The sequence below is a fragment of the Nonomuraea sp. CX421 genome (assembly GCF_059358955.1).
This window is the reverse complement of the sequence record NZ_JCADBK010000001.1, coordinates 595,322-621,013: the sequence shown is the minus strand read 5'-3', so window position 1 is coordinate 621,013 and position 25,692 is coordinate 595,322. Positions and strand designations below refer to the sequence as shown.

General features: G+C 70.7%; 25 protein-coding genes. 19 read left to right on the top strand and 6 right to left on the bottom strand.

The genetic code is table 11. From position 1 onward, the window contains the following. Positions 1-201 precede the first annotated feature (201 nt). From AC5L3X_RS02905 to AC5L3X_RS02850, 12 genes are all read left to right on the top strand, one after another. A complete protein-coding gene (locus AC5L3X_RS02905) occupies positions 202-1,854 on the top strand; it encodes an ABC transporter substrate-binding protein (RefSeq protein WP_494854879.1) in 1,653 nt (550 codons plus the stop codon). A 28-nt stretch (positions 1,855-1,882) separates the two neighbouring features. Then, positions 1,883-2,896 carry an ABC transporter permease gene (locus tag AC5L3X_RS02900; RefSeq protein ID WP_494854878.1) on the top strand — a complete coding sequence of 338 codons (1,014 nt, stop codon included), beginning with the start codon at positions 1,883-1,885 and terminating at the stop codon, positions 2,894-2,896. Next, positions 2,893-3,768, top strand: a complete 876-nt coding sequence (locus AC5L3X_RS02895) for an ABC transporter permease (RefSeq protein ID WP_494854877.1) — start codon at positions 2,893-2,895, stop codon at positions 3,766-3,768. Before AC5L3X_RS02900 ends, AC5L3X_RS02895 begins: the two co-directional genes overlap by 4 nt. Continuing rightward, positions 3,765-4,571: an ABC transporter ATP-binding protein gene (locus AC5L3X_RS02890; RefSeq protein ID WP_494854876.1), complete on the top strand. Its 807-nt coding sequence runs from the start codon at positions 3,765-3,767 to the stop codon at positions 4,569-4,571. The genes AC5L3X_RS02895 and AC5L3X_RS02890 overlap by 4 nt, the downstream gene beginning before the upstream one ends. Beyond that, a complete protein-coding gene (locus AC5L3X_RS02885) occupies positions 4,568-5,578 on the top strand; it encodes an oligopeptide/dipeptide ABC transporter ATP-binding protein (protein ID WP_494854875.1) in 1,011 nt (336 codons plus the stop codon). Before AC5L3X_RS02890 ends, AC5L3X_RS02885 begins: the two co-directional genes overlap by 4 nt. Before the next feature lie 55 nt (positions 5,579-5,633). Next, a complete protein-coding gene (locus tag AC5L3X_RS02880; RefSeq protein WP_494854874.1) occupies positions 5,634-6,515 on the top strand; it encodes an acetoacetate decarboxylase family protein in 882 nt (293 codons plus the stop codon). A 64-nt stretch (positions 6,516-6,579) separates the two neighbouring features. Continuing rightward, complete coding sequence (locus AC5L3X_RS02875; RefSeq protein ID WP_494854873.1) at positions 6,580-7,554, top strand: VOC family protein; 975 nt, start codon at positions 6,580-6,582, stop codon at positions 7,552-7,554. A gap of 70 nt (positions 7,555-7,624) precedes the next feature. Then, on the top strand, positions 7,625-8,716 hold the full coding sequence (locus tag AC5L3X_RS02870) for an LLM class flavin-dependent oxidoreductase (protein WP_494854871.1): 1,092 nt from the start codon (positions 7,625-7,627) through the stop codon (positions 8,714-8,716). 3 nt (positions 8,717-8,719) lie between these two features. Then, positions 8,720-9,592 (top strand): MBL fold metallo-hydrolase, encoded by an 873-nt coding sequence (locus AC5L3X_RS02865; protein WP_494854870.1) that lies wholly within the window; start codon positions 8,720-8,722, stop codon positions 9,590-9,592. A gap of 6 nt (positions 9,593-9,598) precedes the next feature. Continuing rightward, entirely contained in the window at positions 9,599-11,029 is a 1,431-nt protein-coding gene (locus AC5L3X_RS02860; RefSeq protein WP_494854869.1) for an FAD-dependent oxidoreductase, read from the top strand. A gap of 3 nt (positions 11,030-11,032) precedes the next feature. After that, positions 11,033-11,848 carry an alpha/beta fold hydrolase gene (locus AC5L3X_RS02855; protein ID WP_494854867.1) on the top strand — a complete coding sequence of 272 codons (816 nt, stop codon included), beginning with the start codon at positions 11,033-11,035 and terminating at the stop codon, positions 11,846-11,848. After that, entirely contained in the window at positions 11,845-12,669 is an 825-nt protein-coding gene (locus tag AC5L3X_RS02850) for a VOC family protein (RefSeq protein WP_494854865.1), read from the top strand. The genes AC5L3X_RS02855 and AC5L3X_RS02850 overlap by 4 nt, the downstream gene beginning before the upstream one ends. Before the next feature lie 39 nt (positions 12,670-12,708). On the opposite strand, the gene hisD is transcribed toward AC5L3X_RS02850, so the two are convergent. Beyond that, positions 12,709-14,016: a histidinol dehydrogenase gene (gene hisD, locus AC5L3X_RS02845; RefSeq protein WP_494854863.1), complete on the bottom strand. Its 1,308-nt coding sequence runs from the start codon at positions 14,014-14,016 to the stop codon at positions 12,709-12,711. A gap of 145 nt (positions 14,017-14,161) precedes the next feature. Between hisD and AC5L3X_RS02840 the strand changes: the two genes are divergently transcribed. From AC5L3X_RS02840 to AC5L3X_RS02830, 3 genes are read left to right on the top strand one after another with little or no spacing between them, the layout of a single operon-like run. Continuing rightward, positions 14,162-15,160 (top strand): LacI family DNA-binding transcriptional regulator, encoded by a 999-nt coding sequence (locus AC5L3X_RS02840; protein ID WP_494854862.1) that lies wholly within the window; start codon positions 14,162-14,164, stop codon positions 15,158-15,160. Between the two features lie 50 nt (positions 15,161-15,210). Beyond that, entirely contained in the window at positions 15,211-16,278 is a 1,068-nt protein-coding gene (locus tag AC5L3X_RS02835; protein ID WP_494854860.1) for an LLM class flavin-dependent oxidoreductase, read from the top strand. Positions 16,279-16,319: 41 nt separating this feature from the next. Continuing rightward, a complete protein-coding gene (locus AC5L3X_RS02830; RefSeq protein ID WP_494854858.1) occupies positions 16,320-16,751 on the top strand; it encodes a YybH family protein in 432 nt (143 codons plus the stop codon). Between the two features lie 39 nt (positions 16,752-16,790). Here the strand turns inward: AC5L3X_RS02830 and AC5L3X_RS02825 are convergent, their stop codons facing one another. Further along, a complete protein-coding gene (locus tag AC5L3X_RS02825; protein WP_494854857.1) occupies positions 16,791-17,444 on the bottom strand; it encodes a response regulator transcription factor in 654 nt (217 codons plus the stop codon). An 87-nt stretch (positions 17,445-17,531) separates the two neighbouring features. On the opposite strand from AC5L3X_RS02825, the gene AC5L3X_RS02820 reads away from it, so the two are divergent. The 3 genes from AC5L3X_RS02820 to AC5L3X_RS02810 all read left to right on the top strand — a co-directional run bounded on the left by AC5L3X_RS02820 (position 17,532) and on the right by AC5L3X_RS02810 (position 20,653). Then, complete coding sequence (locus AC5L3X_RS02820; RefSeq protein ID WP_494854855.1) at positions 17,532-19,001, top strand: S41 family peptidase; 1,470 nt, start codon at positions 17,532-17,534, stop codon at positions 18,999-19,001. Between the two features lie 252 nt (positions 19,002-19,253). After that, positions 19,254-20,051, top strand: coding sequence for an SDR family oxidoreductase (locus AC5L3X_RS02815; RefSeq protein WP_494854854.1), 798 nt, complete (start codon positions 19,254-19,256; stop codon positions 20,049-20,051). Between the two features lie 89 nt (positions 20,052-20,140). Beyond that, entirely contained in the window at positions 20,141-20,653 is a 513-nt protein-coding gene (locus AC5L3X_RS02810; RefSeq protein WP_225262051.1) for a DUF4396 domain-containing protein, read from the top strand. Between the two features lie 24 nt (positions 20,654-20,677). On the opposite strand, the gene AC5L3X_RS02805 is transcribed toward AC5L3X_RS02810, so the two are convergent. From AC5L3X_RS02805 to AC5L3X_RS02795, 3 genes are read right to left on the bottom strand one after another with little or no spacing between them, the layout of a single operon-like run. Then, positions 20,678-21,949: a cytochrome P450 gene (locus AC5L3X_RS02805; RefSeq protein ID WP_189122276.1), complete on the bottom strand. Its 1,272-nt coding sequence runs from the start codon at positions 21,947-21,949 to the stop codon at positions 20,678-20,680. Positions 21,950-21,957: 8 nt separating this feature from the next. Continuing rightward, entirely contained in the window at positions 21,958-22,149 is a 192-nt protein-coding gene (locus tag AC5L3X_RS02800) for a ferredoxin (protein ID WP_494854852.1), read from the bottom strand. Continuing rightward, entirely contained in the window at positions 22,146-22,763 is a 618-nt protein-coding gene (locus AC5L3X_RS02795; RefSeq protein WP_494854851.1) for a TetR family transcriptional regulator, read from the bottom strand. Before AC5L3X_RS02795 ends, AC5L3X_RS02800 begins: the two co-directional genes overlap by 4 nt. Before the next feature lie 497 nt (positions 22,764-23,260). Between AC5L3X_RS02795 and AC5L3X_RS02790 the strand changes: the two genes are divergently transcribed. Continuing rightward, positions 23,261-24,469: a TniQ family protein gene (locus tag AC5L3X_RS02790; protein WP_494854850.1), complete on the top strand. Its 1,209-nt coding sequence runs from the start codon at positions 23,261-23,263 to the stop codon at positions 24,467-24,469. Between the two features lie 142 nt (positions 24,470-24,611). Here the strand turns inward: AC5L3X_RS02790 and AC5L3X_RS02785 are convergent, their stop codons facing one another. Next, a complete protein-coding gene (locus AC5L3X_RS02785; RefSeq protein ID WP_494854849.1) occupies positions 24,612-25,655 on the bottom strand; it encodes an ArsR/SmtB family transcription factor in 1,044 nt (347 codons plus the stop codon). Positions 25,656-25,692 lie beyond the last annotated feature (37 nt).

Here is a 25,692-nt window from a genome sequence, read left to right as displayed (position 1 = left end):
AAATCAATGCTTGACGGTGATGCATCAGACGTTTATTGTCAGCGTCACCAAGACGAGCTCGGGCTGCTCGGAGTCCTAGTGCCGGACCTACGCCCTTGCAGACAGATCTGCCTCGCGCCGACATGTCCGCCTTGAGCTGACTCATCCGCCTAGTGCCGACACATCCCGTGTGGGATCTTCTTTCAATCTGAGATGGTGACCATGAGCAAAGTGGACTCGCGGAGGCGTCGGGGCGGGCTGCGACTCGCCTGCGTCGCGCTCGGTTTGACGGTGACGATCACGGCGTGCGGGGGCGGCGGCACGTCCGGCACCGGTGACGCGGCCGACAGCGGCAAGCCGGCGAAGACGTCGATGTCCGTCGCGGCCGGCGCGATCGCCGAGAACATCGACCCGGACGCGCCCTCAGCGGTCGTGGTCGCCAACTACCAGACGGTCAAGAACGTCTACGAGCCGCTGGTCAGGTTCGGATACCAGCCCAACGACGCCGACCTGGGCGGCGGGCTCAAGCTCGACACCCAGAAGGTCGAGCCCGCTCTGGCCACCTCCTGGGAGTACTCCGACAACGCCTGGACCTTCAAGCTGCGCGAAGGCGTGAAGAGCCACGCCGGCAACGAGTTCACCTCCGCCGACGTGGTGTGGACCTACGAGCGCAGCAAGGCGCTCGCCGCCACCGGCGCGCTGCTGTGGACGAAGTTCATGGGCGTCAGCGCCGTCGACGCGGTGGACAAGTACACCGTCAAGTTCACCACCGACGGTGCCAGCCCCATGCTGCTCGCCACCATGGCGGTCGCGTCCTACGTGCGGCCGATCGACTCCACCGAGGCGAAGAAGCACGTGACGGCCGACGACAAGTGGGCCGCCAAGTGGCTGGGCGAGAACGCCGCCGGCTTCGGCGCCTACGCGATCTCCGACTGGCAGCGGCCGAGGAGCATCACCCTCCAGCCTCGCCCGGACTACTGGGACGCGGCCAACAGCGGCAACCTGGCGGTGACCACCCAGGCCGTGACCAACCCGGCCCAGCGCCTCAACGCGCTGACCAAGGGTGACGTGGACATCGCCCTGGGGCTGACGCCGCAGCAGGTGAGCACGGCGAGCCAGAACGACTCGCTCACGGTGGTGAAGTTCAACGCCAACACGCGCGCCTTCGTCTATCCCAACCTCGACGACCCGAACATCGCCGACGTGAAGGTCCGCCAGGCGATGTGGACCGCGGTGCCGACGAAGGACATCATCGAGCGCGTCTACAACGGTGACGCCTTCGAGCTGAAGTCGCCCGTGTCGCCGTACATCGCGGGCTACACCGACGAGTTCTTCCGCTACGACCACAGCATGGACAAGGCCAAGGCGCTGATGGCGGAGTCGAGCAAGCCGAACGGCTTCAAGTCGGAGCTGTACTACTCGTCGGAGGAGCCGATCCTCCAGCAGGTCGCCGAGATCCTCAAGTCGTCCTGGGCGCAGATCGGCATCGACATCCAGCTCAAGGCCGAGCCCAACGCCCAGCTCCAGACGCGTAACTTCAACAACCACGACATCCCGCTCTACATGGAGGACCTGGGCGCCACCGAGGTGCCGGACGCCTGCTCGATCGGCGCGCTGTGGGCCAAGGGCGGCATCGCGAACTCGAACAACTACCACGACGAGACGTTCAACAAGGCCTTCGAGGACTGCCTGGACAAGGTGGAGTTCGCCGACCGTGAGCCGGCCATGAAGGCGCTGCAGAAGGCCGCCATCGACAACCCGATGGTCATCCCGGTCGCCGGCCTCTACTCCACCACCGTCATCCGGAGCAACGTGCAGAACCTGGCCTTCGACCCCAGCGGCGCCACCCCGTACCGAACGGTGACGGTCAAGTAGCGAGCCGCGAGATAGGGGAAGTGCCGCCATGGTCCGGTATGCCACAGTACGGCTGATAACGATTGTCCCAGTGACGCTCGCGTTGATGATCCTCACCTTCATCGTGACGCAGCTGCTTCCGACAAACCCGGCTGTTGTGGCTGCCGGACCTCTGGCCACCCCGGAACAGGTGGCCCAGATGGAGGCGAGGCTCGGGCTCGACAAGTCGATCCCCGAGCAACTGGTCGCCTTCCTGGGCCGCCTGTTCACCGGAGACCTCGGTCAGTCGATCGGCACCGGCAACGCGGTGATCGAGGACCTCGTCCGCCGGTTGCCCTCCACGATGGTGCTGACGACGAGCGGGGTCCTGGTCGGGTTCGTGCTGGCCATCGGCCTGGCCGTCCTCACCGCCAACCGCGAGCGCGGGGTGCTGGCCTCGGTCGGCAAGACCTTCGGCGGGCTCGGCAGCTCCGTGCCCGACTTCGTCGTCGGCCCCATCCTGATCCTGCTCTTCTACGTCGCCATCCCGGTGTTCCCGGTGCCGATCGGCCAGGGCGGGTCGGGGTCGGACGTGCCGGCGGTGACCGGGGCGGCCCTGCTCGACGCCGTCATCGCCGGTAACGGCGGCGCGGTCGTCGACGCGCTCACCCACCTCGCGCTGCCCTCCCTGACGCTCGCCCTGTGCTACGCGGCGCCGATCTACCGCGTGGCGGTCTCCTCCATCGAGGAGATCTCGCGGCGCAGGTTCGTCGACTACGTGATCCTCAACGGCGGGTCGAACAAGCTGCGCTGGAGATACGTGCTGGAGAACGCGTTCCCGCCCATCCTCACCATGAGCGGGCTCGTCTACGGCCTGCTCATCGGCGGCGCGGTGGTCGTCGAGGCGATCTTCAGCTGGGGCGGCATCGGTGAGTACGCGGTCGAGTCCATCACCGGCAACGACTTCTTCGCCATCCAGGGCTTCGTGATGGTCACCGCTGTGCTCTCCATGCTGATCTACCTCAGCGTCGACCTGATCCACGCCTGGCTCGACCCCCGGACGATCAAGCGGAGCGCATCGTGAGCGGCGTACAGCAGATTCCCCAGGTCCCTCAGAACCCTCAGAACCCTCAGGCCGAGACCTCCCGCGCTCGCGGGCCGCTGCTCTCGTCACGCAACATCGGCCTCGCGATCCTGGCGCTGATCGTCATCGGTGCGGTGGTCATCCCCTGGATCTTCGCCGACCGGCTGGAGACCCGGCTCGGCGACGCCCTGCTGGGCCCCTCGCTGTCGCACCCCTTCGGCACCGACCCCGTCGGCCGCGACCTGTTCGCCCGCGTGGCCGAGGCCGCGAGGACCGACGTGACCGTCGCGGTCGTCGGCGTCCTGATCTCCGCGGTGATCGGCGGAATGATCGGCGTCGTCGTCGGCTACTCGCGCGGGAGATGGTCCGGCCTGCTGATGCGCGGCCTCGACGCCTTCCAGGCCTTCCCGCTGCTGGTCTTCGCGCTGCTGCTGCTCGCGTTCGTCGGCGGCGGCGTGTCGACGCTGATCATCGCGGTCGGCTTCGTCAACATCCCGATCTTCATCCGTCTGGTCCGCGCCGAGACCCTGGCCGCGTCGCGGCTCCCGTACGTGGACGCCGCGACCTGCGTGGGGTGCTCCACCCCGCGCATCCTGTGGCGGCACATCCTGCCCAACGTCCTGACCGGAGCGCTGACGCAGACGACCACGGCCGCCGGCTACGCGATCATCCTGGTCGGCGCGCTCGGCTTCCTCGGCGTCGGCACCGACCCCGGCGCGGCGGAGTGGGGCGTGATGATCCAAGAAGGAGTGCAGTACATGACCTCCGGCCAGTGGTGGCTCATCGCCTTCCCGGGGGTCGCGATCGTCGTCACCGTCGTCGCGCTGCAGATGGTCGGCGAGTCCGTCGTCAAAGCCAGGAGGGTCCGTTGAGCTCTCGCACGAACCTGCTCGAAGTCGAGGGCCTGGACATCGCGTTCGGTGCGCGGCCGGTGGTCCGGGACGTGTCGTTCGAGGTCGGGGAACAGGAGTTCCTGGGCATCGTCGGCGGCTCCGGCTCCGGCAAGTCGACCACGCTGCGCGCGGTGCTGGGCCACCTGCCACGCGGCGCGCGCATGACGGGGGGCGCCGTCAGGTTCCTCGGCGCCGACCTCGTCCGCGACGGCGTCCCGGTGAGAGCCGGCAAGGGCGGCCCTGACCAGCGCCGCCTCGGCATGAGCGTCATCGTCCAGGACCCGGTGGGCGCCCTGAACCCGCTCCGGACGGTGGGCAACCAGATCCAGACGCTGATGAAGAGCAGTGGCCGCCAGGTGACCGAGGACCGGATCGCCGACACGCTGTCCGACCTGTTCATCAACAACCCGCGGCGGGTGCTGAAGGCGTACCCGCACGAGCTCTCCGGCGGCATGGCGCAGCGGGTGCTCGTCGCCGTCGCGCTGCTGATGGAGCCGAAGCTGCTGCTGGCCGACGAGCCCACCAGCGCGCTCGACGTGACCGCCCAGGCGCAGATCGTCGAGCTGCTGCGACGGCTGGTCAGCGAGCAGGGGCTGTCCGTCGTCATGGTGACGCACGACCTCGCGCTGGTGAGCGAGACGTGCGACCGCGTCGTCGTCATGCGCGAGGGCGAGGTCGTCGACGTCGGCACCCCGAAGGCCGCCTTCTACGACGACCCGCGGCCGTACACCCGGGCGCTCGTGGACGCCACCTCGTTCACCAGGCAGGAGACAGCCGGATGACCACCGATCCGATCATTCGCGTCGACCACGTCAGCAAGGCGTTCCGGACGCGGAGCGGCGACGTCCAGGCGCTCGACGACGTCACCCTCACCGTGCGGCGCGGCACCACCCTGGCGGTCGTGGGCGAGAGCGGCTCGGGCAAGACCACGCTCGGCAGGTGCCTGCTCGGCCTCAGCTCCTGGGACTCGGGGACCATCGCCATCGGCGAGCACGACGTGGCGAAGCTGTCGAAGGCGTCCCGGGGCGACTTCCGGCGCAAGGTGCAGATGGTCTTCCAGGATCCCTTCGCCTCGCTCAACCCCCGGATGCGGGTCGGGCAGGTGCTGGAGGAGCCGCTGCTGCTGCGCGGCAGGGAACGCGGGGCCCGGCGCGAGGAGGTGCTCCGCTGCCTGGAGCACGTCCAGCTCGACCCCTCCTACGTCTCGCGCTACCCCGGCGAGCTGTCCGGCGGCCAGGCGCAGCGCATCGGCATCGCCCGGGCGATCATCGGTGAGCCCGAGGTCGTGGTGCTCGACGAGCCGACGGCCGCGCTGGACGCCGAGGTGCGCCGCGGCATCTACCAGCTCCTCCAGCGGCTGCAGGTCGAGCTTGGACTCACGTACGTGCTGATCTCGCACGACCTGGCGAGCGTCGCGGCGACGAGCGACGCGATCGCCGTCATGCACCGAGGGCGCATCGTCGAGTACGGCAGCACCGAAGACGTCTTCGAACGGCCGAGGCACCCCTACTCGGTGGCGCTGATCTCGGCGTCGCCCCGGCTCGGCGTCGAGTTCGTGGGCCGCGAGCGGGTCGCCGTGCTGCGCGGTGAGGACGTCCTGGCCCGAGCCGACCAGTGCCACCTGAGCAGCCGCTGCCCGGTGGCACTGGAGGTCTGCCGGTCGGGGCGTCCCGCCTTCGAGGCGGTGGACGGCGCGCACGCCTGCGCCTGCTGGCGGGTCGCGGAGATGCCAGGGGCGCTCGACGCCGCGATCTCGGAGCGCTCCCTCGACGCCGGGCAGCCCGCGTGACGGCTCAACCCTCGGCGAAGACGACGAAGAAGACGACGAAGAAGAAGAGGCGACCGTGAGTTTCGTGTCCACCGGCTTCACCCGCCCGTTCTCGCCCGACGGAACGGCCTCGGTGCTGCCCACGCCCCCCTACGACTTCGCGATCCAGGCCACCATGGTGCACTTCCGCACCGATCCCGAGGCGCTGGCCCAGCTCGTGCCGCCGCCGCTCAAGCCGCTTCAGGCCCGCGCCGGCGAGGCGTTCTGGCTGGTCATCGACCACATGATGAGCCCGGTGAACGTCTCGGGAGCCGACTGGCACCCGGAGCGGCGCCGGATGCTCGAAGCCACGATCGGCATCCCCGTCGATCTCGACGGCGCGCCCGGCGTCTACTACAGCCACTCCTGGACGGACCGCGAGTGGAGCTTCCTCATGGAGGCGCTGACCGGCATCAACGGCAAGCTCGCGCGCATCGCGATCACCGAGGGGCAGCGCATGCACCCGACCTGGTCCGGCCCGCGCGCGGGCGCGGTCTTCGACTCGGCGGTCGAACGGCTGGGCGCCCGCGTGGCCGGCAGCAGGGTGACCCTGGAGGAGAGGATCAGGCCGGAGGAGTCTCCCACCGCCGAGCTGTTCAACATCTTCATGCTGCGGCACGTGCCGAACTTCGAGATCGCCGCCGCCGGCCGTCCACTCGCCTACGACCTGGTCACCGAACGGGACGAGAACGTCGTGTTCGGGGACGTCTGGCGGGGCACCGGCGAGCTCACCTTCCACGACGTCGAGAACGAGTGGCTGACGCCCATCGCGCCGGTCGAGACGATCGCCGGCTACCACCTGGAGGTCTCCTTCCGCCTCCTGGGCATCGAGGTGGTCAAGGACCTCCTCCCAGCCTGGGACGCGGCACAGGCATCCCAGGTGCAGCAGGCATCCCAGGCACAGCAGGCACGGCCATGACGGACGGCGCCCACGACGCCACCACGGCGACCACGGCGACCACGGCGACGAAGGAGACGGCACGGTGAGCGCGAGCTCCAATCGGCTTTCCACGATCAGCGTGCGCGACCTCGAGACGTCGCTGCGCTTCTACCGCGACGTCATCGGGCTCCAGGTCGACGCCGCGACGGTGTGGAGGGGGCCTGAGTTCGAGGACTACTACGCGCTGCCGGCGGGCGCCTCCGGTCACCTGGCCGTGCTCTCGTCCGGGGGACGGCCCACGGGCCGCGTCATGCTGGTGGAGTTCCGCGACGCGGGCGAACGGGCCGGCGGCGACCACCCCGACTGGTTCCTCGGCTACACCAACGCCAACTTCTACACCCCCGACATGGCGGCGGCCCGTCGCCGGCTCGCCGGCCTCGGCTACGAGTTCTGGACCGACCCGCTCCAGTACGACATCGGCGGCCACGAGGGCGCCCCGACCGAGGTGTTCTTCGACGGGCCCGACGGCCTGGCCGTCAACCTGATCGAGCCCCAGGGCGACCCGTCGACCGTGGTCGGGAGCGTCGCGCGTACGTACGAGGAGCTGGGGCCGACCCCGACCGGCTTCAGCGAGCTGGCGACCGCGGCGCACAACGTGCCGTCGATCGACGACGCGCTGCGCTTCTACGTCGACGTCGTCGGGCTGCGCGTGCTGATGGACTTCGAGGTGGCGGGCGACGACCGCAACGACTTCCTCCGGCTGGAGCGGGGCTCGGTCTCCCGCAACCTGTTCCTCCACGGCGACGACCTCATGGGCAAGATCGCGCTGTGCGCGCCGCTGAACTACGTTCTGCCGGACATCCCGGAGGCCGCCAAGGCGCCGCCGGCGGTCGGGCACCTCGTGATGGCGGTGGTGGTCGACGACCTCGGCGCGACCTTGGACAGGGCGGCTGAGCACGGAGTCGAGGTCTTCGCCCCGCCCCGGCCGATCGACCACCCGGGCTTCGGCGACTGCGTCGCGGCCCTGGTCCGCGTCCCCGGCAGCGGGGCCCTGATGGAACTCGTCGCCCTCACCTGAGCGGGCGGCACCACTGACCACTGTTGTGTCGGCCGCCGGCACGCCACGGCCGACAGGGAGGACATTCCGCATGGCAAAGCTGAGCATCTCGGCGATCGCATCCGATGGCGCCGAATGGATCGCCTTCTGCAAGGAGGGCGAGAAGACCGGCCTTGAAGCCGCCTGGGCCGCCGACACCTTCGGCCGTGACTGTTTCGTGGACGCCGGTCTGGCGCTCAGCCACACCGAGACGTTGAAGGTCGGCGTGGCGATCGCGCTGCCGACCCGCACCCCGCTGCAGGCCGCGAGGGCCATCCAGTCGCTCGGCGAGTGGGACCACCGCTTCACCCTCGGCCTTGGTCCGGGGCACACCGCCCGGGAGGGCGCGGTCAGCGAGCGGTTCCACCGCCTGGTCGGCGCCGGCGACATGGAGAACGCCCACGGCATCCCCTTCTTCCCGCCCGCCACGCGGATGAAGGAGTACCTGGAGTGCATCACCACGCTGCTCTACACGCCGCTCGACGAGCCGGTGGACATCGTCCGCGAGCACTACCGAGCCAGCGGCAAGGGCTTCGGCTACCAGCGGGCCGACATTCCCACGATGTTCGGCGCCTTCGGTGACCGGATGGTGCGCATGTCCGGCGAGGTCGCCGACGGCGTGATCCTCCACCACATCGCCCCCCGCGCGGAGCTGCGGCGCAAGTCGGCCATGGCCCGCGAGGCCCACGAACGGTCCGGCAGCACGGCCCCGTTCAAGGTCAGCTTCGGCACGATCACCGCCGTGCACGAGGACGAGGGCGAGGCGCTGCGGCTCGCCCGCGCCGACCTGGTGGGCGCGTTCTCCGTGCCGCTCTACCTCGACCGGCTGGCCGTCGCGCACCCCGACGTGGTCTCCACCCTGAAGCCGCTCCTCGCCGCCGAGAAGTACACCGAGGCGGCGGCCGCCCTCTCCGAGGACGTCGTGCGCGAGCTGATCGTCGTCTCCACCCCCGAACGGCTCCGCGACGACATCGAGAGCTTCGGCGACGGCGTCGACGAGTGCATCCTGCTCCCGTCCGGAGTCTTCAGCTTCATGGTCGCCACCGAACTCGACGTCTGGCCGCCCGCCCTGGTCGAAGCCCGTGACGCGATGCTGCGCGGAATCTTCGGCGGCATCCCGACGGCGTCGAAGAAGGCGGTCTGAGCCATGGGCGACCCAGGATGGTCGGTCGAACCGCTGGGCGGCGACTCGTACGAGTTCGTCTGGCCCACCGGCTACTACCGGACGGTCTTCTCGGTGTCGGACGAGGGCGTGATCGCGCTCGACCCGATCAGCCGCGACGCCGCAGCCGCCTACCGTGACGCCATCGCGTCGGTCACCGACCAGCCGGTGACGTACATCGTCTACAGCCACGAGCATCTCGACCACATCGTCGGCGCCGAGGTGCTGGCCCCGCGGGCGCGGATCGTCGGGCACAAGGACCTCGGCGCCAACCTCACCTCGCGCGGCATCACCGACGTGCCGCTCCCGACCGTCCTGGTCGAGGGCCACCGCCGGCTCCGGGTCGGCCGGGTCACCTGGGAGCTGTACGACCTCGGGCCCAACCACAGCCGGACCAACCTGGCCGTGGTCAACCGCGCCGACCGGTGGGCCGCGCTCATCGACGTGATCGCCGGCGGCCTCGTCCCGTACCGCAACCTGCCCGTCACCGACTTCGTCGGCACGATGAGGTCACTGGAGACCCTGGACGCCTTCGACGACGTCGACGTCACCCTCGACGGCCACTGCCCGCCGGCGCCCCGGGAGTGGATCGACAACTACCGCCGCTACTACCGGGACCTGCTCGACGCCGCGGCCGCCGCCCGGGCCGAGGTGAACGAGGTGAGCATCCTCAACGACGGCGACTACCGGCCCGAGGAACTGGCCGACGGCGTGGCCATGACCGACCGGATGTTCGACGAGACGGCGGCTCTGGCCGTCGAACGGCTGCGGCCCGCGTACGGCGCGTGGGGCGGTTTCGAGCGGTGGGCGCCGATGAACGTCGACCGCGCCCTCATCTATCTGATCACCGGGGAGTGACTTCTTGTGAACGAGACCGAATTCGACGTCCTCGTCGTGGGAGCCGGCACCGCCGGCATGCCGTGCGCGATCGGGGCGGCCGAAAGGGGCCTGCGGGTCTGCGTGGTGGAGAAGCTGGACCGGGTCGGTGGAACGCTCCACGTGACCGGCGGCGACCTCAGCGCGGCCGGCACGCGGCGGCAGGCGGCGCGCGGGATCGTCGACTCTCCCCAGGCGCACTTCGAGGACATCGACCGGATCAGCCGGGGCACCGTCGACGAGGTGGTGACGCGCCTCGCGGTCGAGGAGGCCGCACGGACCGTCGACTGGCTGGAGGACAACGGCTACACCTTCGCCGACGCGGCCCCGGCCGTGCTGTTCGGGCATGAGCCGTACGACGTGCCGCGCACCCACTTCGCTCCCCGGCGCGGGCTGGAGATCCTCGACGCGATGCTGCCGGACTGGGACCGGCTGGTCGCGTCGGGCGCGATCGTCCTGCTCACCGGCAGCACGCTGCGCGAGCTGGTCACCGAGGACGGCGGCCGGGTGGCCGGGGTCGTCGTCGACCGGGCCGACGGGCCCCGCGAGATCCGCGCCGCGAACGTGGTGCTGGCCACGGGCGGCTACGCGGCCAACCCGGAGATGTTCGCCGAGGTGACCCCTCGGGCGCACCGGCTGGTCAGCTGCGCGCCGGAGACGTCGCAGGGCGACGGCATCGTCGCCGCCCGCAAGGTGGGAGCGGCCTTCGTCGGCGCGGACAAGCACCTGCCCACCGCCGACGGCATCGAGACGGCCGCGGGATCGGGCCGCGCCGAGCTCCTCGGCGCCTGGCCGGTCCTGCACGACCCGCTGCGGCTGCCGAGGGAGATCTACGTCGACCCGAGCGGCCGCCGGTTCATGAACGAGGAGGAGCTGAGCCCCGACACGCGCGAGCGCAACATCAGGCAGCTCGACGACACCGCCTGGTTCGTCGTCTTCGACGACGCCTCCATCGACGTGGGGCTTCCCCTGGTCCCGTTCTGGGGCCCCGACGGGCTGCGGGAGAAGGCCCGCGAGGGCGACGTCGCCTGGGTCGGTGACACGCCGGCCGAGCTGGCCCGCAAGGCCGGTATCGACCCGGAGGGGCTGGAGGCCACGATCGCGGAGTTCAACGCGAGCGTGCCGCACGGGCGCGACCTGTTCGGCCGGCGCAGGGCCAGCCACACCCTCACCCAGGGCCCGTTCTACGCGCTGCGCAACGTCGCCACGGTGTTCATCACCTTCGGCGGGCTCGCCGTGGACGGCGACCTGCGGGTGCTCACCGAGGCGGGCGAGCCGATCGAGGGCCTGTACGCGGCGGGCGAGGTGATCGGCGCGGCCGCGACGACGGGCAACGCCTTCTGCTCCGGGATGCTGGTCACGCCGGCCCTCTCCTTCGGCCGCGTCCTCGGCCGGACCCTGACCGGACGGGGAGCCTGAACGATGACGACTGACACGGCCACCCGCGAGGTGCGCGGCTACGTCGCCACCCGGGCCGGGCGCATCCACTACCGCGAGATGGGCGAGGGCCCGGCCCTGCTCCTGCTCCACCAGACCCCTAGCAACGGCAGCCAGTTCGCGCCGAGCCTCCCGCTGCTGGCCCGCGGTCGCCGGGTGATCGCCGTCGACACCCCGGGCTTCGGGATGTCCGACGCCCCGTCCGAGCGGCCTGGCGACGCCGCCTACTACGCCGAGACGTTCGTCGAGGTCGCCGACGCGCTGGGGCTGGCCGAGTTCGACGTCCTCGGGCACCACACCGGCGCCACGTTCGCCCTCGAAGTGGCCGCCACCCATCCCGAGCGGGTGCGCGCGAGCGTCTTCTTCGGGCTGCTGGCCCTCAGGGACGAGGACCGCGACTTCTGGACGAACGCGCTGCTCAAGCCGTACGAGCTGGATCGGGCGATGGACTTCGTCGACACCTTCGTCAAGCCCAAGGTGGCCGACATCGTGCCCGGCGCCGACGGGCCGCAGCTCCAGCGCGAGCTGATCGCGGCCCTGCAGGCCGGCCCCGCCTACTGGTGGGCGTACGACGCGGTCTGCCGGCACGACTCCTACGACCGGCTGGCGCGCCTGCGTGGCCCGGTGCTGTTCCTCAACGCGACGGAGGACGACCCGTCGCTGGTCACCGCCATGCGGGCGGCCGCTCCGACCGTGCCCGGCCACGTCTGGACCGACGTCGAGGGGCATCCCGCGTTCCACTTCCGCGAGCCGCGCGCCTACACGGCCGCCGTCGACGCGTTCCTCGGCGGCCTCCGATGAGCCTCGGATCGGTGCTCGAAGCGGTGGTCGCCAGCCGCGACCCGGCGGCGGCCGCCCGGTTCCTGAGCGAGGCGTTCGGCTGGGAGGTCCTCGGCAGCGGCCAGGACTGGACGCTCACCGGGCTGCCGGACTCCCCGACCGGCCGCGTCCGGCTGGTCGCCGCCCCGGAGGACGTACGGCTGCCGGAGCCGGTGTTCTGGGAGCCGGGGCCGCGCCTGCTGGGCATCTACTCGACCGACCTCGACCGCACCGAGGAGCAGGTCACGCGCGCCGGCGGCCGGGTCGGCCCGATCGCCACCTTCGACGCCGGGCTCTCCACGCCGCTGCGCGAGCGGCTCGCGTGGGGACCGGACGACCTGCTGTGGACGATCCCCGACTACGAGCCGCGGCTGCCCACTCCCGCCATCGAGCGCGACCCGGGCCGGGTCCACGGCGAGCTGCACTCGGCGGTCATCGTGGTCGAGCGGATGGACCCCGCCCTGGAGTTCTTCGTGACCGCGGGCGGCCTGGACGTCGTCTTCGACGGCGAGGTCGGCGGGCCGGAGATCGAGGCCCAGCTCGGGCTCGCGCCAGGCGTCACGTTGCGCAACGCCGTGCTCGGCGGCGACGGCCTGGCCCCGGCGCGGCTCGAACTCGTCCAGGTCTTCGGCGCCGAGCCGCCGCCCCCGGCTCGCCGTAGCATCGGCCTGCGCGAGCTGGTCTTCGGCTGCGACGACCCCGCCACGACCATGGACGCCCTCCTGCGGGCGGGCGGGACCCGGCGCGGCCCTGCCCGGCTCGGCGGTCCGGGAGGCGTCGACCTGACCTTCCGCGCGCTCTGACGCCCGGGGCGGCCGGCGTCGCCGGCCGCCCCGGCGTGCTCAGAGACTCGCCGGAGCCCAGGGCAGCGGCGCGCCGGCGTACTTGTGGGCCCGCACGTCTCCCGACCGCGCGTGCCCCTCGAAGAACTCCACGCGCGCCGCCCGCCCGCACAGCTCGCCGAGCGCGGCGCTGGAGGCCCGGTCGACGACCTCCTGGTACGTCACGGTCTTGAGGTACTTGCCGACCCACAGGCCACCGGTGTAGTTGGCCGCGCCCCGCGTCGGCAGCGTGTGGTTGGTGCCGATGACCTTGTCGCCGTACGAGACGCAGGTCCCCTCGCCCAGGAAGAGCGCGCCGTAGTTGCGCATCCTGTCGAGCGCCTCACGCGGCGACTCGGTGAGGATCTGCACGTGCTCCGAGGCGTACCGGTCGGCCAGCGCGTACGCCTCGTCGAGGTCGGCCACCACGACGACCTCGCCGTGGTCGCGCCAGGCCGGCCCGGCGAAGTCCGCCGTCGGCATGTCGACCAGGAGCTCCTCGACCAGCTCGATCACCTGGCGGCCGAGCGCCTCGGAGGTGGTGATCAGCACCGCGGGGGAGTCGGGGCCGTGCTCGGCCTGGCTGAGGAGGTCGACGGCGACCACGAACGGGTCGGCGTGCTCGTCGGCGACGATCAGGATCTCGGTGGGGCCGGCGAACAGGTCGATGCCGACCTCGCCGAACAACTGCCGCTTGGCCTCGGCGACGTAGGCGTTGCCCGGCCCGGCCAGCAGGTCGACCTTGCCGATCGTCTCGGTGCCGATGGCCATCGCGGCCACGGCCTGGGTGCCGCCCAGCAGCAGGATCTCGTCGGCACCCGCCAGGTGCAGGGCGGTGACGGTGGCGGCGGGGATCTCGCCGTGGATCGGCGGGGTGCAGGCGATCACCCGGTCCACACCCGCGACCTTGGCGGTCACGACCGTCATGTGCGCGGAGGCGACGAGCGGGTAGCGCCCGCCGGGCACGTAGGCGCCGGCCGTGGCCACGGGGATGTTCTTCTGGCCGAGGAACACGCCGGGCTCGGTCTCGACCTCGAAGTCACGCAGCGAGTCCTTCTGGTGCTGCGCGAACGCGCGCACCCTCGCCTGCACGGCGTGGATGTCGGCGATCACCTGGTCGGGGACGGAGGCGACGATCTTCTTGATCTGGTCGGCGTCGAGGCGGAACCGCTCCGGTGACCAGTTGTCGAACTTCTCGGAGTATTCGCGCACGGCCGCGTCGCCGCGCCGTCGGACGTCGTCGATGACACCGGTCACGGTCGTGCGGACGGCCTCGAGCCGCGCCGCATCCTGATTTGCGCCGATGGCGGACTTGAGGTGCTGGGACATGACTGCCTCTCGTATGGGGGCGGGGGATTCACGGTACTTTGCATACGTATACTTGTCCAAGGTCGGCCCAGAAACCGGCCCTCAGCCAGGCCTGGGGGCCGGCGCCAGGCAGGGCCGCGTTCAGGAGCGAAAGGGGCGTAGGCGAGTGCCGAAGAAGGTGACCAGTTTCGACGTCGCCCAGTTGGCCGGCGTCTCCCAGCCGACCGTGTCCCGGGCCCTGCGCGACGTCCCCGGCATCTCGCCCGAGACCCGCGAACGGGTCATGCGCGCCGCCCGCGAGCTGGCGTACATCCCGAGCGAGGCCGGCCGCACGCTGTCGATGCGCACCACCAGGCGCATCGCGGTGGTCACCGAGGAGCTGACCAATCCCTACTACCCGGAGCTGGTCGAGCCGCTGCGCCGCCACCTGGCCCGGCACGACTTCCGCACCGTGGTCGTGACCGACAACGTCGAGGGCCCCATCGGGCTGGAGGCGCTGGCCGACGGCTCCTACGACGGCGTCATCCTCACCACGACGCGACGCCGTTCCACGCTGCCCCGCGACCTCACCGAACGCGGCATCCCGCACGTCCTGGCCAACCGGCTGCTCGACCGGGCCGAGTCCGACAGCTGCGGGTTCGACAACCAGGGCGGCGCGACGGCCATCGGCGACCTGCTGGTCGAGCTGGGGCACGAGCGCGTCGGCGCCGTCCAGGGCCCCGCGGCCACGTCCACCGGTCAGGAACGCGCCGACGGTCTCGACCGCGCGCTGCGCCGCCACGGCGTGCACCCGCGCCACGAGCTCACCAGGCGGGTCGACTTCACCCACGACGCGGGGCGAGCCGCGGCCCTTGACCTGCTCTCCCGCGCCGACCGTCCCACGGCGATCGTCTGCGGCAACGACGTGGTCGCGTTCGGCGTGCTGTCGGCGGCGCGCGAGCTGGGCCTCACCGTCCCGCCGGACCTGACCGTGATCGGCTTCGACGACATCCCGATGGCCGCGTGGCCGCTGATCGGCCTGACGACGGTGCACTGCGACCTCGACCTGCTCGCCCGGATGGCGGTCGACCTGCTGCTCCGGCACGATCGCTCGCCGGACGAGCGGCCGGTGGAGCGCCGCGTCCCCACCCGGCTGGTGCTCCGGTCCACGCACGGCCCGCCGTGACGCCGGGTCGCCGGCGACCCACGACCGGCCGGCATGGATCGTTCCAGGCGATGCGAAGGGATGCGAGAAGGATGGAAAGCGCGGTTCAGGGGCCGAGGCGAGGGGTCGGGATCGCCCTGGGGCAGCCCAGCGTGAGCGCGGCCGAAGCGGTTCGCCTCGGGATCGCCGCCGACCGGGCCGGCGCCACCATGATCGGGGTGGGCGACGGCTTCACCGACGCGGTCGCCATGCTGGGCGCGCTGAGCACGGTGACGGACCAGGCCACGCTCATGGCCACCGTGGCGACCTGGACCCGCACCCCGGTCGCCACGGCCGTGGCCGTGTCGGCCCTGCAGGGGCTGTCCGGCGGGCGCGCGGCGGTGGCGTTCGGGGCGATGCCCAAGGCCTGGAGCGAGGACTGGCACGGCGTCGACCACAGCAGGCCGGTCGCCCGCATGCGCGACTTCATCGGCGCGGTCCGCCAGGCCTACGAGGCTCCGGACGGCGTGCCGCGCGATCACGACGGGCCGTTCTACCGGTTCGCCGGCTACCGCCGCCTGGCGCCGCCGACCGGCCATCCGCTGCGGGTGTGGATCGCCGCCACCGGCGCCAAGATGACCGAGCTGGGCGGCGAGGTGGCCGACGGACTGCTGATGAACGTCATGTGCTCCCCGGAATGGGTCCGGGAGACGTCGCTTCCCGCCATCGCCAGGGGCGCCGCCTCGGCACGACGCGACTCGCCGGTCGGCCGGGCCGCCATGGTCTACACCACGATCGGCGACGACGAGCGGGAGGCCATCGACCGGGCGCGGCCGGGCATCGCCTTCTACTTCCGGACCCCGTACTTCCACGACGTCCTGCGGTGGCACGGGTTCGAACGCGAGCTCGCCGCGGGCCTCGACGCGATGGCGCGCGGCGACGAGGACGCCCTGGTGGCGTCGGTCAGCGACGAGATGGTCACCACCTTCAGCCTGGCCGGTTCGCGGCGATCCGTGCTGGACCGGCTGCGCGTACACGCCGAGATCTACGACTGGATCGAGCTCGCGCCACCGGTCGGCCTCGACGGGCCGACGACGGTCGGGCTGCTGGAGCAGATCGTCGCCGCCATCCCCGACATGAACAACGTGTTCCGCCACTGAAAGCTTCTCCACCGGAAGCTCCTCCACCGAAAGGCCCTGTCATGACCGAGACCACCCCCGCCGAGCGCCAGGAACTCGCCCGGCTCCGGCAGCTGATCACCACCCTGTTCGAGAACTTCGGCAACGGAGACATCGACGCCATGGAGACGTTGCTGGCCGACGACTGCACGCTGTGGGACCTGTTCGTCCCCGACCTGGTCGTGGGCCGGCAGCAGCGGCTCGACTTCCACGAGACCGACCGGGCCCAGTCGAAGGCTCGGGGCGAGTTCGCGTGGAACATCAACTTCGTCCGCGAGGAGATATGGGGCGACGTCGCCCTCCTCTGCTACTACTTCGACTTCACCTACGGCGAGCCGAACGCCATGTCGGCGTCCGTGCGCATCACCGACCTGCTCCGCCGGCGCGACGGCGAATGGAAGATCGTCCACCACCACGAGGGCCGCACTCCGGAACCTCCGTCCTTCCCGCACTGAGCGCCGGAACGCCCACCGCCGGCTCGGACTGTCGACCGATCACAGCACGTATCCGGCGCCCGGCACGGTCTGGATGCACGGCGGTTCGCCCAGCTTGACGCGCAGGCGGCTGATGATGACGCGCACCACGGTGGTGAACGGGTCGGCGTGCTCGTCCCAGGCCGACTCCAGCAGCCTCTCCGCGCTCACGATGGCGCCGTTCGCCCGCATCAGCACCTCCAGTACCGCGTACTCCTTGAGCGACAGCCGCAGGAACCGGCCGTCACGGAACGCCTGGAGGCGGTGAGTGTCCAGTACGATCCCGTGCCGATGCAGCATCGGCGGCAGTGGCGATTGGCTGCGTCGCCCGAGGGCCTGCACGCGGGCGAGCAGTTCGGTGTAGTCGAAGGGCTTGGGCAGGTAGTCGTCGGCCCCCAGGGCCAGGCCGGCGACCCGCTCCGGCACTGATGCCGCGGCGGTCAACATCAGGATGCGCGTACGCGCCCCGGCTCGCACCAGGTCCTGGCAGACCACATCCCCGTGCACCTCGGGCAGGTCCCGATCCAGCACCACCACGTCGTAGTCGTTGACGGCCAGCCGTTCGGCCGCCGCCGCGCCGTCGTAGGCCACGTCGACCGCCATGGCATGCCGGCGTAGTCCCACGGCCACCAGATCGGCCAGACCGCGTTCGTCCTCCGCGACCAGTACACGCATGGCATCTCACTACCGCACCAGCCGTAACAGGGCGTTAACGCTCACGTTCACATCGAAGCAACCCCGGCATCGGCAGCCTTGCGCGACATGACCGACAATTCGACTGCACTGCTCCCCGCGAAGCCCAGGCGCACGGGGAAGAGCCGGCGCGTGCTCGCCGCCGGTGTGACCGCGGTGATCGCATCCAGCCTGCTGGCCTACGGCAGCCCCGTCGCAGCCGACGCGACCACGGCCCAGGCGCTGGCCGCGTGCGTCAACCCGCCCAACGGGCCGGAGCCGGCGACAGGATCACCCACCACGATCACGACCTTGGAGCAGGCGTACCACTGCGTCTTGGCGCACGCCTACAACGGTCCCATCATGGACAACCGCGCGCTGCTGAAGTCCGCCTTCTCGGCGTTCACGCAGGAACTGCAGCGCCGCGACCTCGACCGGCCGACGGCCGTCCTGCACAAGCTCACCGGCGATCGCGAAGCGGACTGGGACACCTTCGCCAAGACGTACGAGACCGTGCTGGCCGACCTGCCGGACCAGGCCGAGCTACGGCAGGCGCTGGCCTCCGCCACCATGCGGGGAATCATCACCAGCCTGCACGACAACCACAACACCTGGTTGCCCAGCCAGACACCGTCCACCACCCAGCAACTGGGTTTCGGCGTCGCGCTCGCATCGGAAGGCCGGGCACCGATCGACATGCGCGACGCGACCGGCCCGATATACCTCAAGGCGGTGGCGGCGGGATCACCGGCCGCGAAGGCCGGACTACGGCCGGGTGACGTCATCGAAAAGATCAACGGCCTGCCCCTCTTCGTCAACGGCATGCTGTCGCCGGGGCTGCTGGAGGACTTCCGCGCCAAGTCGGCGCAGGACTCGGTACGCCTGGCGATCCGACGCCCGGCCACCGGTAAGACGATCACCGTCAAGCTGCGGCCGGCGGCAATGCCCAGGCCCGAAGCTCCGGCCGTGACCGCCGAGCGACTGAGCGGCGACATCGCCCACGTCGTCATGCCCATGTTCGCGCCGGAGGCCGCGAACACCGTGCTCAAGAAGATCGCTGAGCTTCGCGAGGACAAGGAGCTGCGTGGTGTGATCCTCGACCTGCGCGGGAACGGCGGCGGGCGCGATGAGGAGGTCTCCAAGCTGCTCAGCGCCCTCGTGCACGACAAGGTCTACAGCTGGGAGTGCGATGTGAAGGGAGACTGCGAGGAGCATCGCACCGACACCACCACACCCCTGCTGAAGCTGCCCATCGCCGTGCTCACCGACAGCGCCTGCGCCTCCGCCTGCGACGCCTTCAGCAGCGCGGTCAAGAGCCTCGGGCTGGGCAAGCTGGTAGGCGCCCGAACGGCCGGCGGGGTCGCCGGTCTCCCGCAGGCGTACCAGTTGGAGGACAAGAGTGTGCTGCTCCTGACCCCGCGCCACCACGCCTCCGCGAACGGAGAGATCGTCGACGGCATGGGCGTGCCCGTCGACTACCAGGCGCCCATGACCGCCAAGGACTACTCGGCCGGCACTGACCCCGGCGTGGCGAAGGCACTGAAGGTGCTCGGGTCGTAGCCGACTCCACGCCCTCCGAGACGGGTGAGCGCGCCTCCGGACCAGACGTTCGCGCTGTCCGGTCTCCCGGGCCCGGCGTCCTCGGACAGATCGGTCACCGCCGGACAAGTGGTCTATCCCAGGACGCGGGCGGGGCGTAAGATCAACGCCGATGTCAGGCGCGACGCCAGGTCGTCCGCGTCCCCGGCTCCCGCCCGCGCGGACCGGCGAGAAAGGCCCGTGCCTGCGACTCGTCACCCCCCAGGAGTAGCCATGCGGAAGGCAGTCGTCACCGGCAGCACCAAGGGAATCGGCTTCGCGCTCGCCCGAGAGCTGCTCCGGCGCGGGCACTCCGTGGTCGTCTCGGGCCGCACCCAGGCGGCCGTGGACGACGCCGTCGAGCGGCTGCGGCCGGAGGCGACCGGAGAGGCCACGGTCCACGGGTTCGCCGTGGACGTCACCGACGCCGAGCAGGTCGAGAAGCTGTGGACGGCGGCCGTCGACGCGCTCGGCGGGGTCGACCTGTGGATCAACAATGCCGGCGTCGCCCACACCACCCGTACCATCGTCGAGACCACGCCCGACGACGTCCGCGCGATGGTCACCACGAACATGCTCGGCACCGTGTACGGCTCCCAGGTCGCCGTCCGGGGCATGCGAGCCCACGGCGGCGGCCAGATCTTCAACATCCTCGGCGGCGGCAGCGACGGCCGGATCCGCCCGGGCATGGGCGTCTACTCGGCCACCAAGCGCGGCCTCGACTCGTTCACCCGGGCGCTGGCCAAGGAGGTCGCCGGGACCGGCGTACGGATCGGGCAGGTCAGGCCCGGCATCCTCATCACCGAGGGCTGGCTGCGGGAGGCCGCCGTCGCCCCGGAACTGGTGGCCAAGCAGCGAAAGGCGCTCAACATCCTGTGCGACCACGTCGATGACGTCGCGCCCTACCTCGTCGACAGGATGCTGGCCAGCACCAGGAACGGCGACGCCGTCGCATGGCTCACCACCGGCCGGATGACCAGGAAGTTCCTCGCGCCGCGCAGGCGAGACGTGCTCAGCCGCTACGGCCTGTGACGCCCGGAGTCGAAGGCGGGGGCCACCGGCTTCGACGGCAGATACCCCCTACCCGTATCATGGGGAGCCGACCACCAAGGAGGCTCCACGTGTCTCACGACAGCCACCACCCCCCTTCCCGGTCAGCCGGGTCTCATGACCATGACGCCGCCGGCCCCGGCGCGTCCTGGGCGATGGCGGCGCAGGCGACCCTGCACTGTCTGACCGGGTGCGCCATCGGCGAGGTGCTCGGCATGGTCATCGGCACCTCGGCCGGCCTGAGCAACCTCGCGACCGTCGTGCTGTCGGTGGCGCTGGCGTTCGTCTTCGGCTACGCGCTCACCATGCGCGGCGTGCTGCGCGCCGGTGTGGGGCTGCGCACCGCGCTGAAGGTCGCGCTGGCCGCCGACACCATCTCCATCGCCGTCATGGAGGTGCTCGACAACGCGGTGATGCTCGTCGTGCCCGGGGCGATGGACGCCGGCGTCACCAGCATGCTCTTCTGGGGCGCGCTGGCCGGCTCCCTGCTCGTGGCGTTCCTGCTCACCACCCCGGTGAACAAGTGGCTGATCTCACGAGGCAAGGGGCACGCCGTGACGCACCAGTACCATCACGGCCACTGACGACCGGTCGCCTCCGGGCCGTGCTCAGCCCACACGGATCGGGAGGGTGCGCGGGCCGCGCACCTGACCCGTGGCCCAGGTCACCGGCGCCGAGTCGGAGAGCCCGAAGACCGGAAACCTCTCCAGCCAGACCTCAAGGGCGACCCGCAACTCCATGCGGGCCAGGTGCGACCCGACGCAGCGGTGGATGCCGAGGCCGAACGCGGCGTGCCGGTTGACCTCACGGTCGATGACGACGTCGGCCGCCCGGTCGAACTGCGCCGGATCCCGGTTGGCGGCCGGGAACGACAGCAGGACCCAGTCCTCGGCCTTCATGTCGACGCCGCCCCAGTGCATGTCCTCCTTGACCAGCCGGGCCATCGTGACCGGGGCGTAGGCGCGCAGCAGCTCCTCCATCGCGGTCGGCAGCAGCTCCGGCTCGGCCACCAGCCGCTCGCGGTCGGCGGGAGTCTTCGCCAGATGCCAGAGAGAGGCGCCGATGGCGCTCCACGTCGTGTCGATGCCGGCGATGAGCAGCAGCGCCATCGTGCCGGCCACGTGCGACTGCTCCAGCTTCCGGCCGTGCAGCTCCACGTTGACGAGGTAGGTCGTGAGGTCGTCGCGCGGGTGGTCGACGTGGTCGCGGATCTGCGTGAGCAGGTAGTCGAACAGCTTCTCCATCCGGGGGATGCGCACCTCGGGCGGAGCGTTGACGCCTTCGAGCGCGTTCTCGACGAACTCGCGGAACTGCGGCCCGTCCTCGGGCGGGAAGCCGAGCATGTCGGCGATGACGCGCATCGGGATGTGCTGGGCGTAATCACGGGCGGCGTCGACGACCTCCTGCCCCTCCAGCGCATCGATGAGCGAGTGGCAGAACGCCCGGGTCTCCGCCTCTCGCCGGGCCACCGCGGTCTTGGTGAACGCCGGCAGCAGGAGCCTGCGCGCGTGGTGGTGGAAGGGCGGGTCGGAGGAGATCGGCGGCACGCTGCCCACCGGCGCCAGTTCGAGAGGCGGCCGGACGTTGCTCACGATGATCGCGCGCGAGGAGAAGCGCTCGGTGTCGTAGGCGATGGCCGCGACGTCCTCGTAGCGGGTCGGCAACCAGGCGCCGCCGAACCGCTCGGTGCGCGCGATCGGGCAGCGCTGCCGCAGGTCGTCCTGGATGGGGTACGGGTCGGCCGCCCATTCGGGCTCGGCGTGGGAGAAGTCGGTCGCCCAGTCGGAGACCGGGCCGGTGATGATCTCGTTGCGGATGCCGAGGGGCCGTTCCTCCAGCGCCTCCCGATAGTCCTGGCCGAAGCGATCGTCGACGGTCATGGCGGCTCCTAGAGGATCTCGATCGCTCGTTCGGGACAGTTGGACACCGCCAGGCGCGCGGGCCGCTCCTCGCCGGGCGGCACGGCGCCATCGCCGATGACCTGCCCGTAGCCCTCGTCGTCCTCGCCGAACAGGTCGGGGGCGAGGTCGTAGCAGCGGCCGTGTCCCTGGCATCGCCCGGCGTCGATCCGTACCTTCACTGCGGTGCTCCCGTCGGTGCTGTGGTGTCGGTCGGAGCGAGGGCGCCGACGATCCGGGTGAGCAACGAGGTCCACTCCTCGTCGTTCACGGCGTGCAGGTCCGGTGTGATCAGCGCGCTGCCCATCGCCAGCAGCAGGCAGAGGTGGGCGAGCGCGTCCGGCGACAGCGTGGTGTCGAGCTCGCCCGCCGCCTGGCCGACGTGGACCAGCCCGGCGAGCCAGTCGGCGCGTTCGCCGATGTAGTCGCGCATCGGCCGGGCGACGTCCTGGTCGCGCCGGGCCGCGACCAGCGCCTCGACGATGAGATAGCCGGCGGCCTCGCGGCGGTGGGGCAGCCGTCGGCCGACGTCGACGAGCAGGTCGGCGATCGGCCGGTCGGGTTCGGCGGCGAACAGCGTGGCCAGCAGGCGCGGCCCGTGCGCGCGCAGCGCGGCCACCAGCAACTCGGCTTTCGAGCCGAAGTGCGCGTACAGCGCGCCGTTGCTCACTCCGGCGGCGGCGGCGATGTCGGCCACGCGGGTGCCGTCGTAGCCGCGCTCCGCGAACCCGTCGGCGGCCGCCTGCAGCAGCCGTTCACGGGTCTCGGCGGCGGTAACCCCTGCGATACGCGCCATATGCGAATTAAAAGAGCGTTCATTTCCTCCGTCAAGAGCGCGACGAATACTCGATGAATGTCTGACGGCCTTGCAGATGTCTGGCCCCGGCGGCCAGGACGCCACCTTCCACAGCGCGATCATCAACGGGCCCGGACACTGCGGCAAACGTCCCTGCTCAAGTTGATCGGCAAGGAATGCGAGCTGGACTGGTGGCGCCGCCACCCCGACCTGGTCCCCAGCCCAGGAGTGTCACCGGCCGACTTTCGTGGAGACTTTCTCGGCGACCGGGTGCCGGTGATCTATGTCAGCGCCAGCACCGGCGCGACCGCGGGCATGCTGTCGCAGGCCATCGGCAAGTTCCTGCACGTCCCGAACCCCGGCCGCACCGCGACGAAGTGGACCCTCACCGATCCCGTGCTGGACGCGATCGAGGCATGTGGCACCGAACTGCTGCTCCTGGACGACCTGCACATGCTGGACAAGATCCGCGATGGCGGCCAGGAGACCTGGCCCTGGTGCCGCCGCCCGCGGACGGGGAGGCCTTCCACTCCTGGTTCTTCCGCCTGGTCGAGGCGCAGCACAGCCACCGCGACACCGTCGCGTCCCTGCTCGGCCTGCCGCCCTACACCCCGCAGCGCTACACCCTGGGCGAGGACATTCTCACCATCTTCGACGGCAAGTACGTCTTCGAGAACCTGCGCGACGCCACCGGCCTGCGCGCCCGCGCCATGATGCGCATGGCGCTGTTCGGTCAGGGCGGCCAGTTCATCACCTACAGCTGGACCGGCACCACCAGCACCCGGCCCTGGCCCTGGCGCGCCGACACCGCGGCCATCTGCCCCCGCTGCCTAGCCGGACCCGACCCAATCTGGCGCATCGCCTGGCACCTGCTGCCCTGCGTGATCTGCCCCCAGCACCGCGTCTATCTGACCGGCTGCTGCCCGAGCTGCCACACCCGGATCAGCGTCGGCGACACCCTCCGCTACCGCCGCGAATGCAACGGACCGTTCGGCCCGCAGGGACGCATCGTCGGCGCCCGCAACTGCCGCCAGCAACTCGCCCACCTCCCCAGCCAGCCCGTCGAAAACGAGCGATTGCTGCGCATCCAACAGGACCTCCTGGCCCGGCTACGCCGCCTACGCGATGGCCCCATCGAACCCACCAAGACGTTCTGGGATCTCTATGAACTGCTGTTCCGCCTGGCGATCTATTTCGGCACCCCGGAGATGCTCCCCGCCGACACCGACGTCCACCTGTGGTGGACCTTCCACGAGTTCTGCCACCTGCGCGACCAACTCGCCCTCACCGCCGGACCCACCGCCCGCGAACGCTGCGGCGACCTGCTCGCCTACCAGCCCGGACCGCTGCTCAGCGTCGCGGCGATGCTCATCATCGACGAACTCAGCTTCACCGGCAGCCTGCTGGACGCGCTGCGCTACTTCATGGACCAACGCCGCTACGACCCCTGGGCCGGCACCCTCTGGCACGAATACTGCGACGACTACCACCCCACCGTGGTCGCCAACCGGATCCTGAACCACCTCAAGATCAGAACCGTCGATCCGGCGCTGCTCAAACCGCTCGCACTCTGGGAACCCGGCGCGCCCCACCACCTGCACTCAGCCGAAACCGCCGAAGACCTCGACCTGCCCGAGGCCGCGCTACTCCTGGCCGGCGAAGGCATTCGACCCTGGCAACCACCGCAGCAGTCCGGGCATCCCTGAAGCAAGTACGGGCATAACAGTTGATCTTCGGCTCCGTACTCTCAACTTCGATGCCACAACTGTCATCTTCGCTGCGTCCAGACAGCGGCGGTTGTCCATCTGAGGCGCTTGCAGCGTGTTCCGCAGGCTGGGGGCCTGGTCGTCAGTGGGCGCGGGGTGGGTCGAGGACTTCGGCGATTCCCGCCCGTTCGTACTCGTGACCGCTCGGTATGGGACTCGCGTCGCCGGCGAGTAGCGTCTCGGCGACGGCCGTACGGGCATAGAGCACATATCTCCCCGTGCGGTGCGCGCTGGCCAATCCGGCCCTGCGGAGAGCGGTGAGGTGCTGGTTCGCGCCTGGTTCCGACAGGTCGAGGCGGGCGGCCAGTTCCCTGGTTGAGGCGGGCTGGTCGAGTTCGGCCAGCAGTCGGGTGCGGGTCCGGCCGAGCACGGCGGCCAGCGCCTGTGGCGGGTCGCTCTCGCGGTGCTCCCAGAGCGTCGCGACGCCGCGCGGGGGGTAGCGGATCGTGGGCTGCCAGGGCGGGGTCGTGATGGAGAAGACGCGCGGCCAGGTGAACACCGATGGCACAAGCAACAGTCCCAGGCCGCCTAGCGGGCGCACACCTTCGCAGACCGTCTTGGGCAGGCGCAGTGTCTCTCCCCCCCACGTCACGGCGGGGTCAAGGTCGCTGAGCATGCGCCGCAGGCCGCCCTCGGCCAGCAACCTGGCGCGGTAGAGCACATCGCCTTCGAGCAGGGCCCGTACGCGCGGCCAGTAGGGCGCGATGGCCGCCTCCCAGTAGCTGCGGATCTCCTCGGCCAGCCGTTCGAGGCCGCCCACGGGGTCGGCGTAGAGCTCTTGGAGTGCTCGGGTGCGCGGACCGTCCCAGACGTCGAGACCCTCCTGAACCAGGGGTGCCATCGCCGCCATCCCGGCCAGCTCGACCTCCAGGTCGGGTACGGAGGTTGAGGGCGGCGGGCAGACGAAGCCGACGATCGAGATCGTCGGCACCGGCACCAGGTCGGACAGCAACCGCCAGTCGACATCGGCGAGCCGCCGCCGCACCCGTTCGGCCCAGGGCTTCAGTACGGCATGCGCGGCCGGATTCTTCACCACCCGCACGCTGGCGACGACCTCCCACAGAGGAGAAGCCGCGAAACGGACATTGGCCGCATCCTGTGCGGTGAACGTCAGCTCAAGGCCCATCCGATTCGTCCTCTGCTTAATCAATAGCGCTCGGACT

What these genes read in the sequence shown, in the direction of transcription:
- AC5L3X_RS02905 (WP_494854879.1), top strand. Translation starts at nt 202, where the DNA reads ATGAGCAAAGTGGACTCGCGGAGGCGTCGGGGCGGGCTGCGACTCGCC.
- AC5L3X_RS02900 (WP_494854878.1), top strand. Translation starts at nt 1,883, where the DNA reads ATGGTCCGGTATGCCACAGTACGGCTGATAACGATTGTCCCAGTGACG.
- AC5L3X_RS02885 (WP_494854875.1), top strand. Translation starts at nt 4,568, where the DNA reads ATGACCACCGATCCGATCATTCGCGTCGACCACGTCAGCAAGGCGTTC.
- AC5L3X_RS02870 (WP_494854871.1), top strand. Translation starts at nt 7,625, where the DNA reads ATGGCAAAGCTGAGCATCTCGGCGATCGCATCCGATGGCGCCGAATGG.
- AC5L3X_RS02865 (WP_494854870.1), top strand. Translation starts at nt 8,720, where the DNA reads ATGGGCGACCCAGGATGGTCGGTCGAACCGCTGGGCGGCGACTCGTAC.
- AC5L3X_RS02855 (WP_494854867.1), top strand. Translation starts at nt 11,033, where the DNA reads ATGACGACTGACACGGCCACCCGCGAGGTGCGCGGCTACGTCGCCACC.
- AC5L3X_RS02850 (WP_494854865.1), top strand. Translation starts at nt 11,845, where the DNA reads ATGAGCCTCGGATCGGTGCTCGAAGCGGTGGTCGCCAGCCGCGACCCG.
- hisD (WP_494854863.1), bottom strand. Translation starts at nt 14,016, where the DNA reads ATGTCCCAGCACCTCAAGTCCGCCATCGGCGCAAATCAGGATGCGGCG.
- AC5L3X_RS02835 (WP_494854860.1), top strand. Translation starts at nt 15,211, where the DNA reads ATGCGAAGGGATGCGAGAAGGATGGAAAGCGCGGTTCAGGGGCCGAGG.
- AC5L3X_RS02830 (WP_494854858.1), top strand. Translation starts at nt 16,320, where the DNA reads ATGACCGAGACCACCCCCGCCGAGCGCCAGGAACTCGCCCGGCTCCGG.
- AC5L3X_RS02825 (WP_494854857.1), bottom strand. Translation starts at nt 17,444, where the DNA reads ATGCGTGTACTGGTCGCGGAGGACGAACGCGGTCTGGCCGATCTGGTG.
- AC5L3X_RS02820 (WP_494854855.1), top strand. Translation starts at nt 17,532, where the DNA reads ATGACCGACAATTCGACTGCACTGCTCCCCGCGAAGCCCAGGCGCACG.
- AC5L3X_RS02815 (WP_494854854.1), top strand. Translation starts at nt 19,254, where the DNA reads ATGCGGAAGGCAGTCGTCACCGGCAGCACCAAGGGAATCGGCTTCGCG.
- AC5L3X_RS02805 (WP_189122276.1), bottom strand. Translation starts at nt 21,949, where the DNA reads ATGACCGTCGACGATCGCTTCGGCCAGGACTATCGGGAGGCGCTGGAG.
- AC5L3X_RS02795 (WP_494854851.1), bottom strand. Translation starts at nt 22,763, where the DNA reads ATGGCGCGTATCGCAGGGGTTACCGCCGCCGAGACCCGTGAACGGCTG.
- AC5L3X_RS02785 (WP_494854849.1), bottom strand. Translation starts at nt 25,655, where the DNA reads ATGGGCCTTGAGCTGACGTTCACCGCACAGGATGCGGCCAATGTCCGT.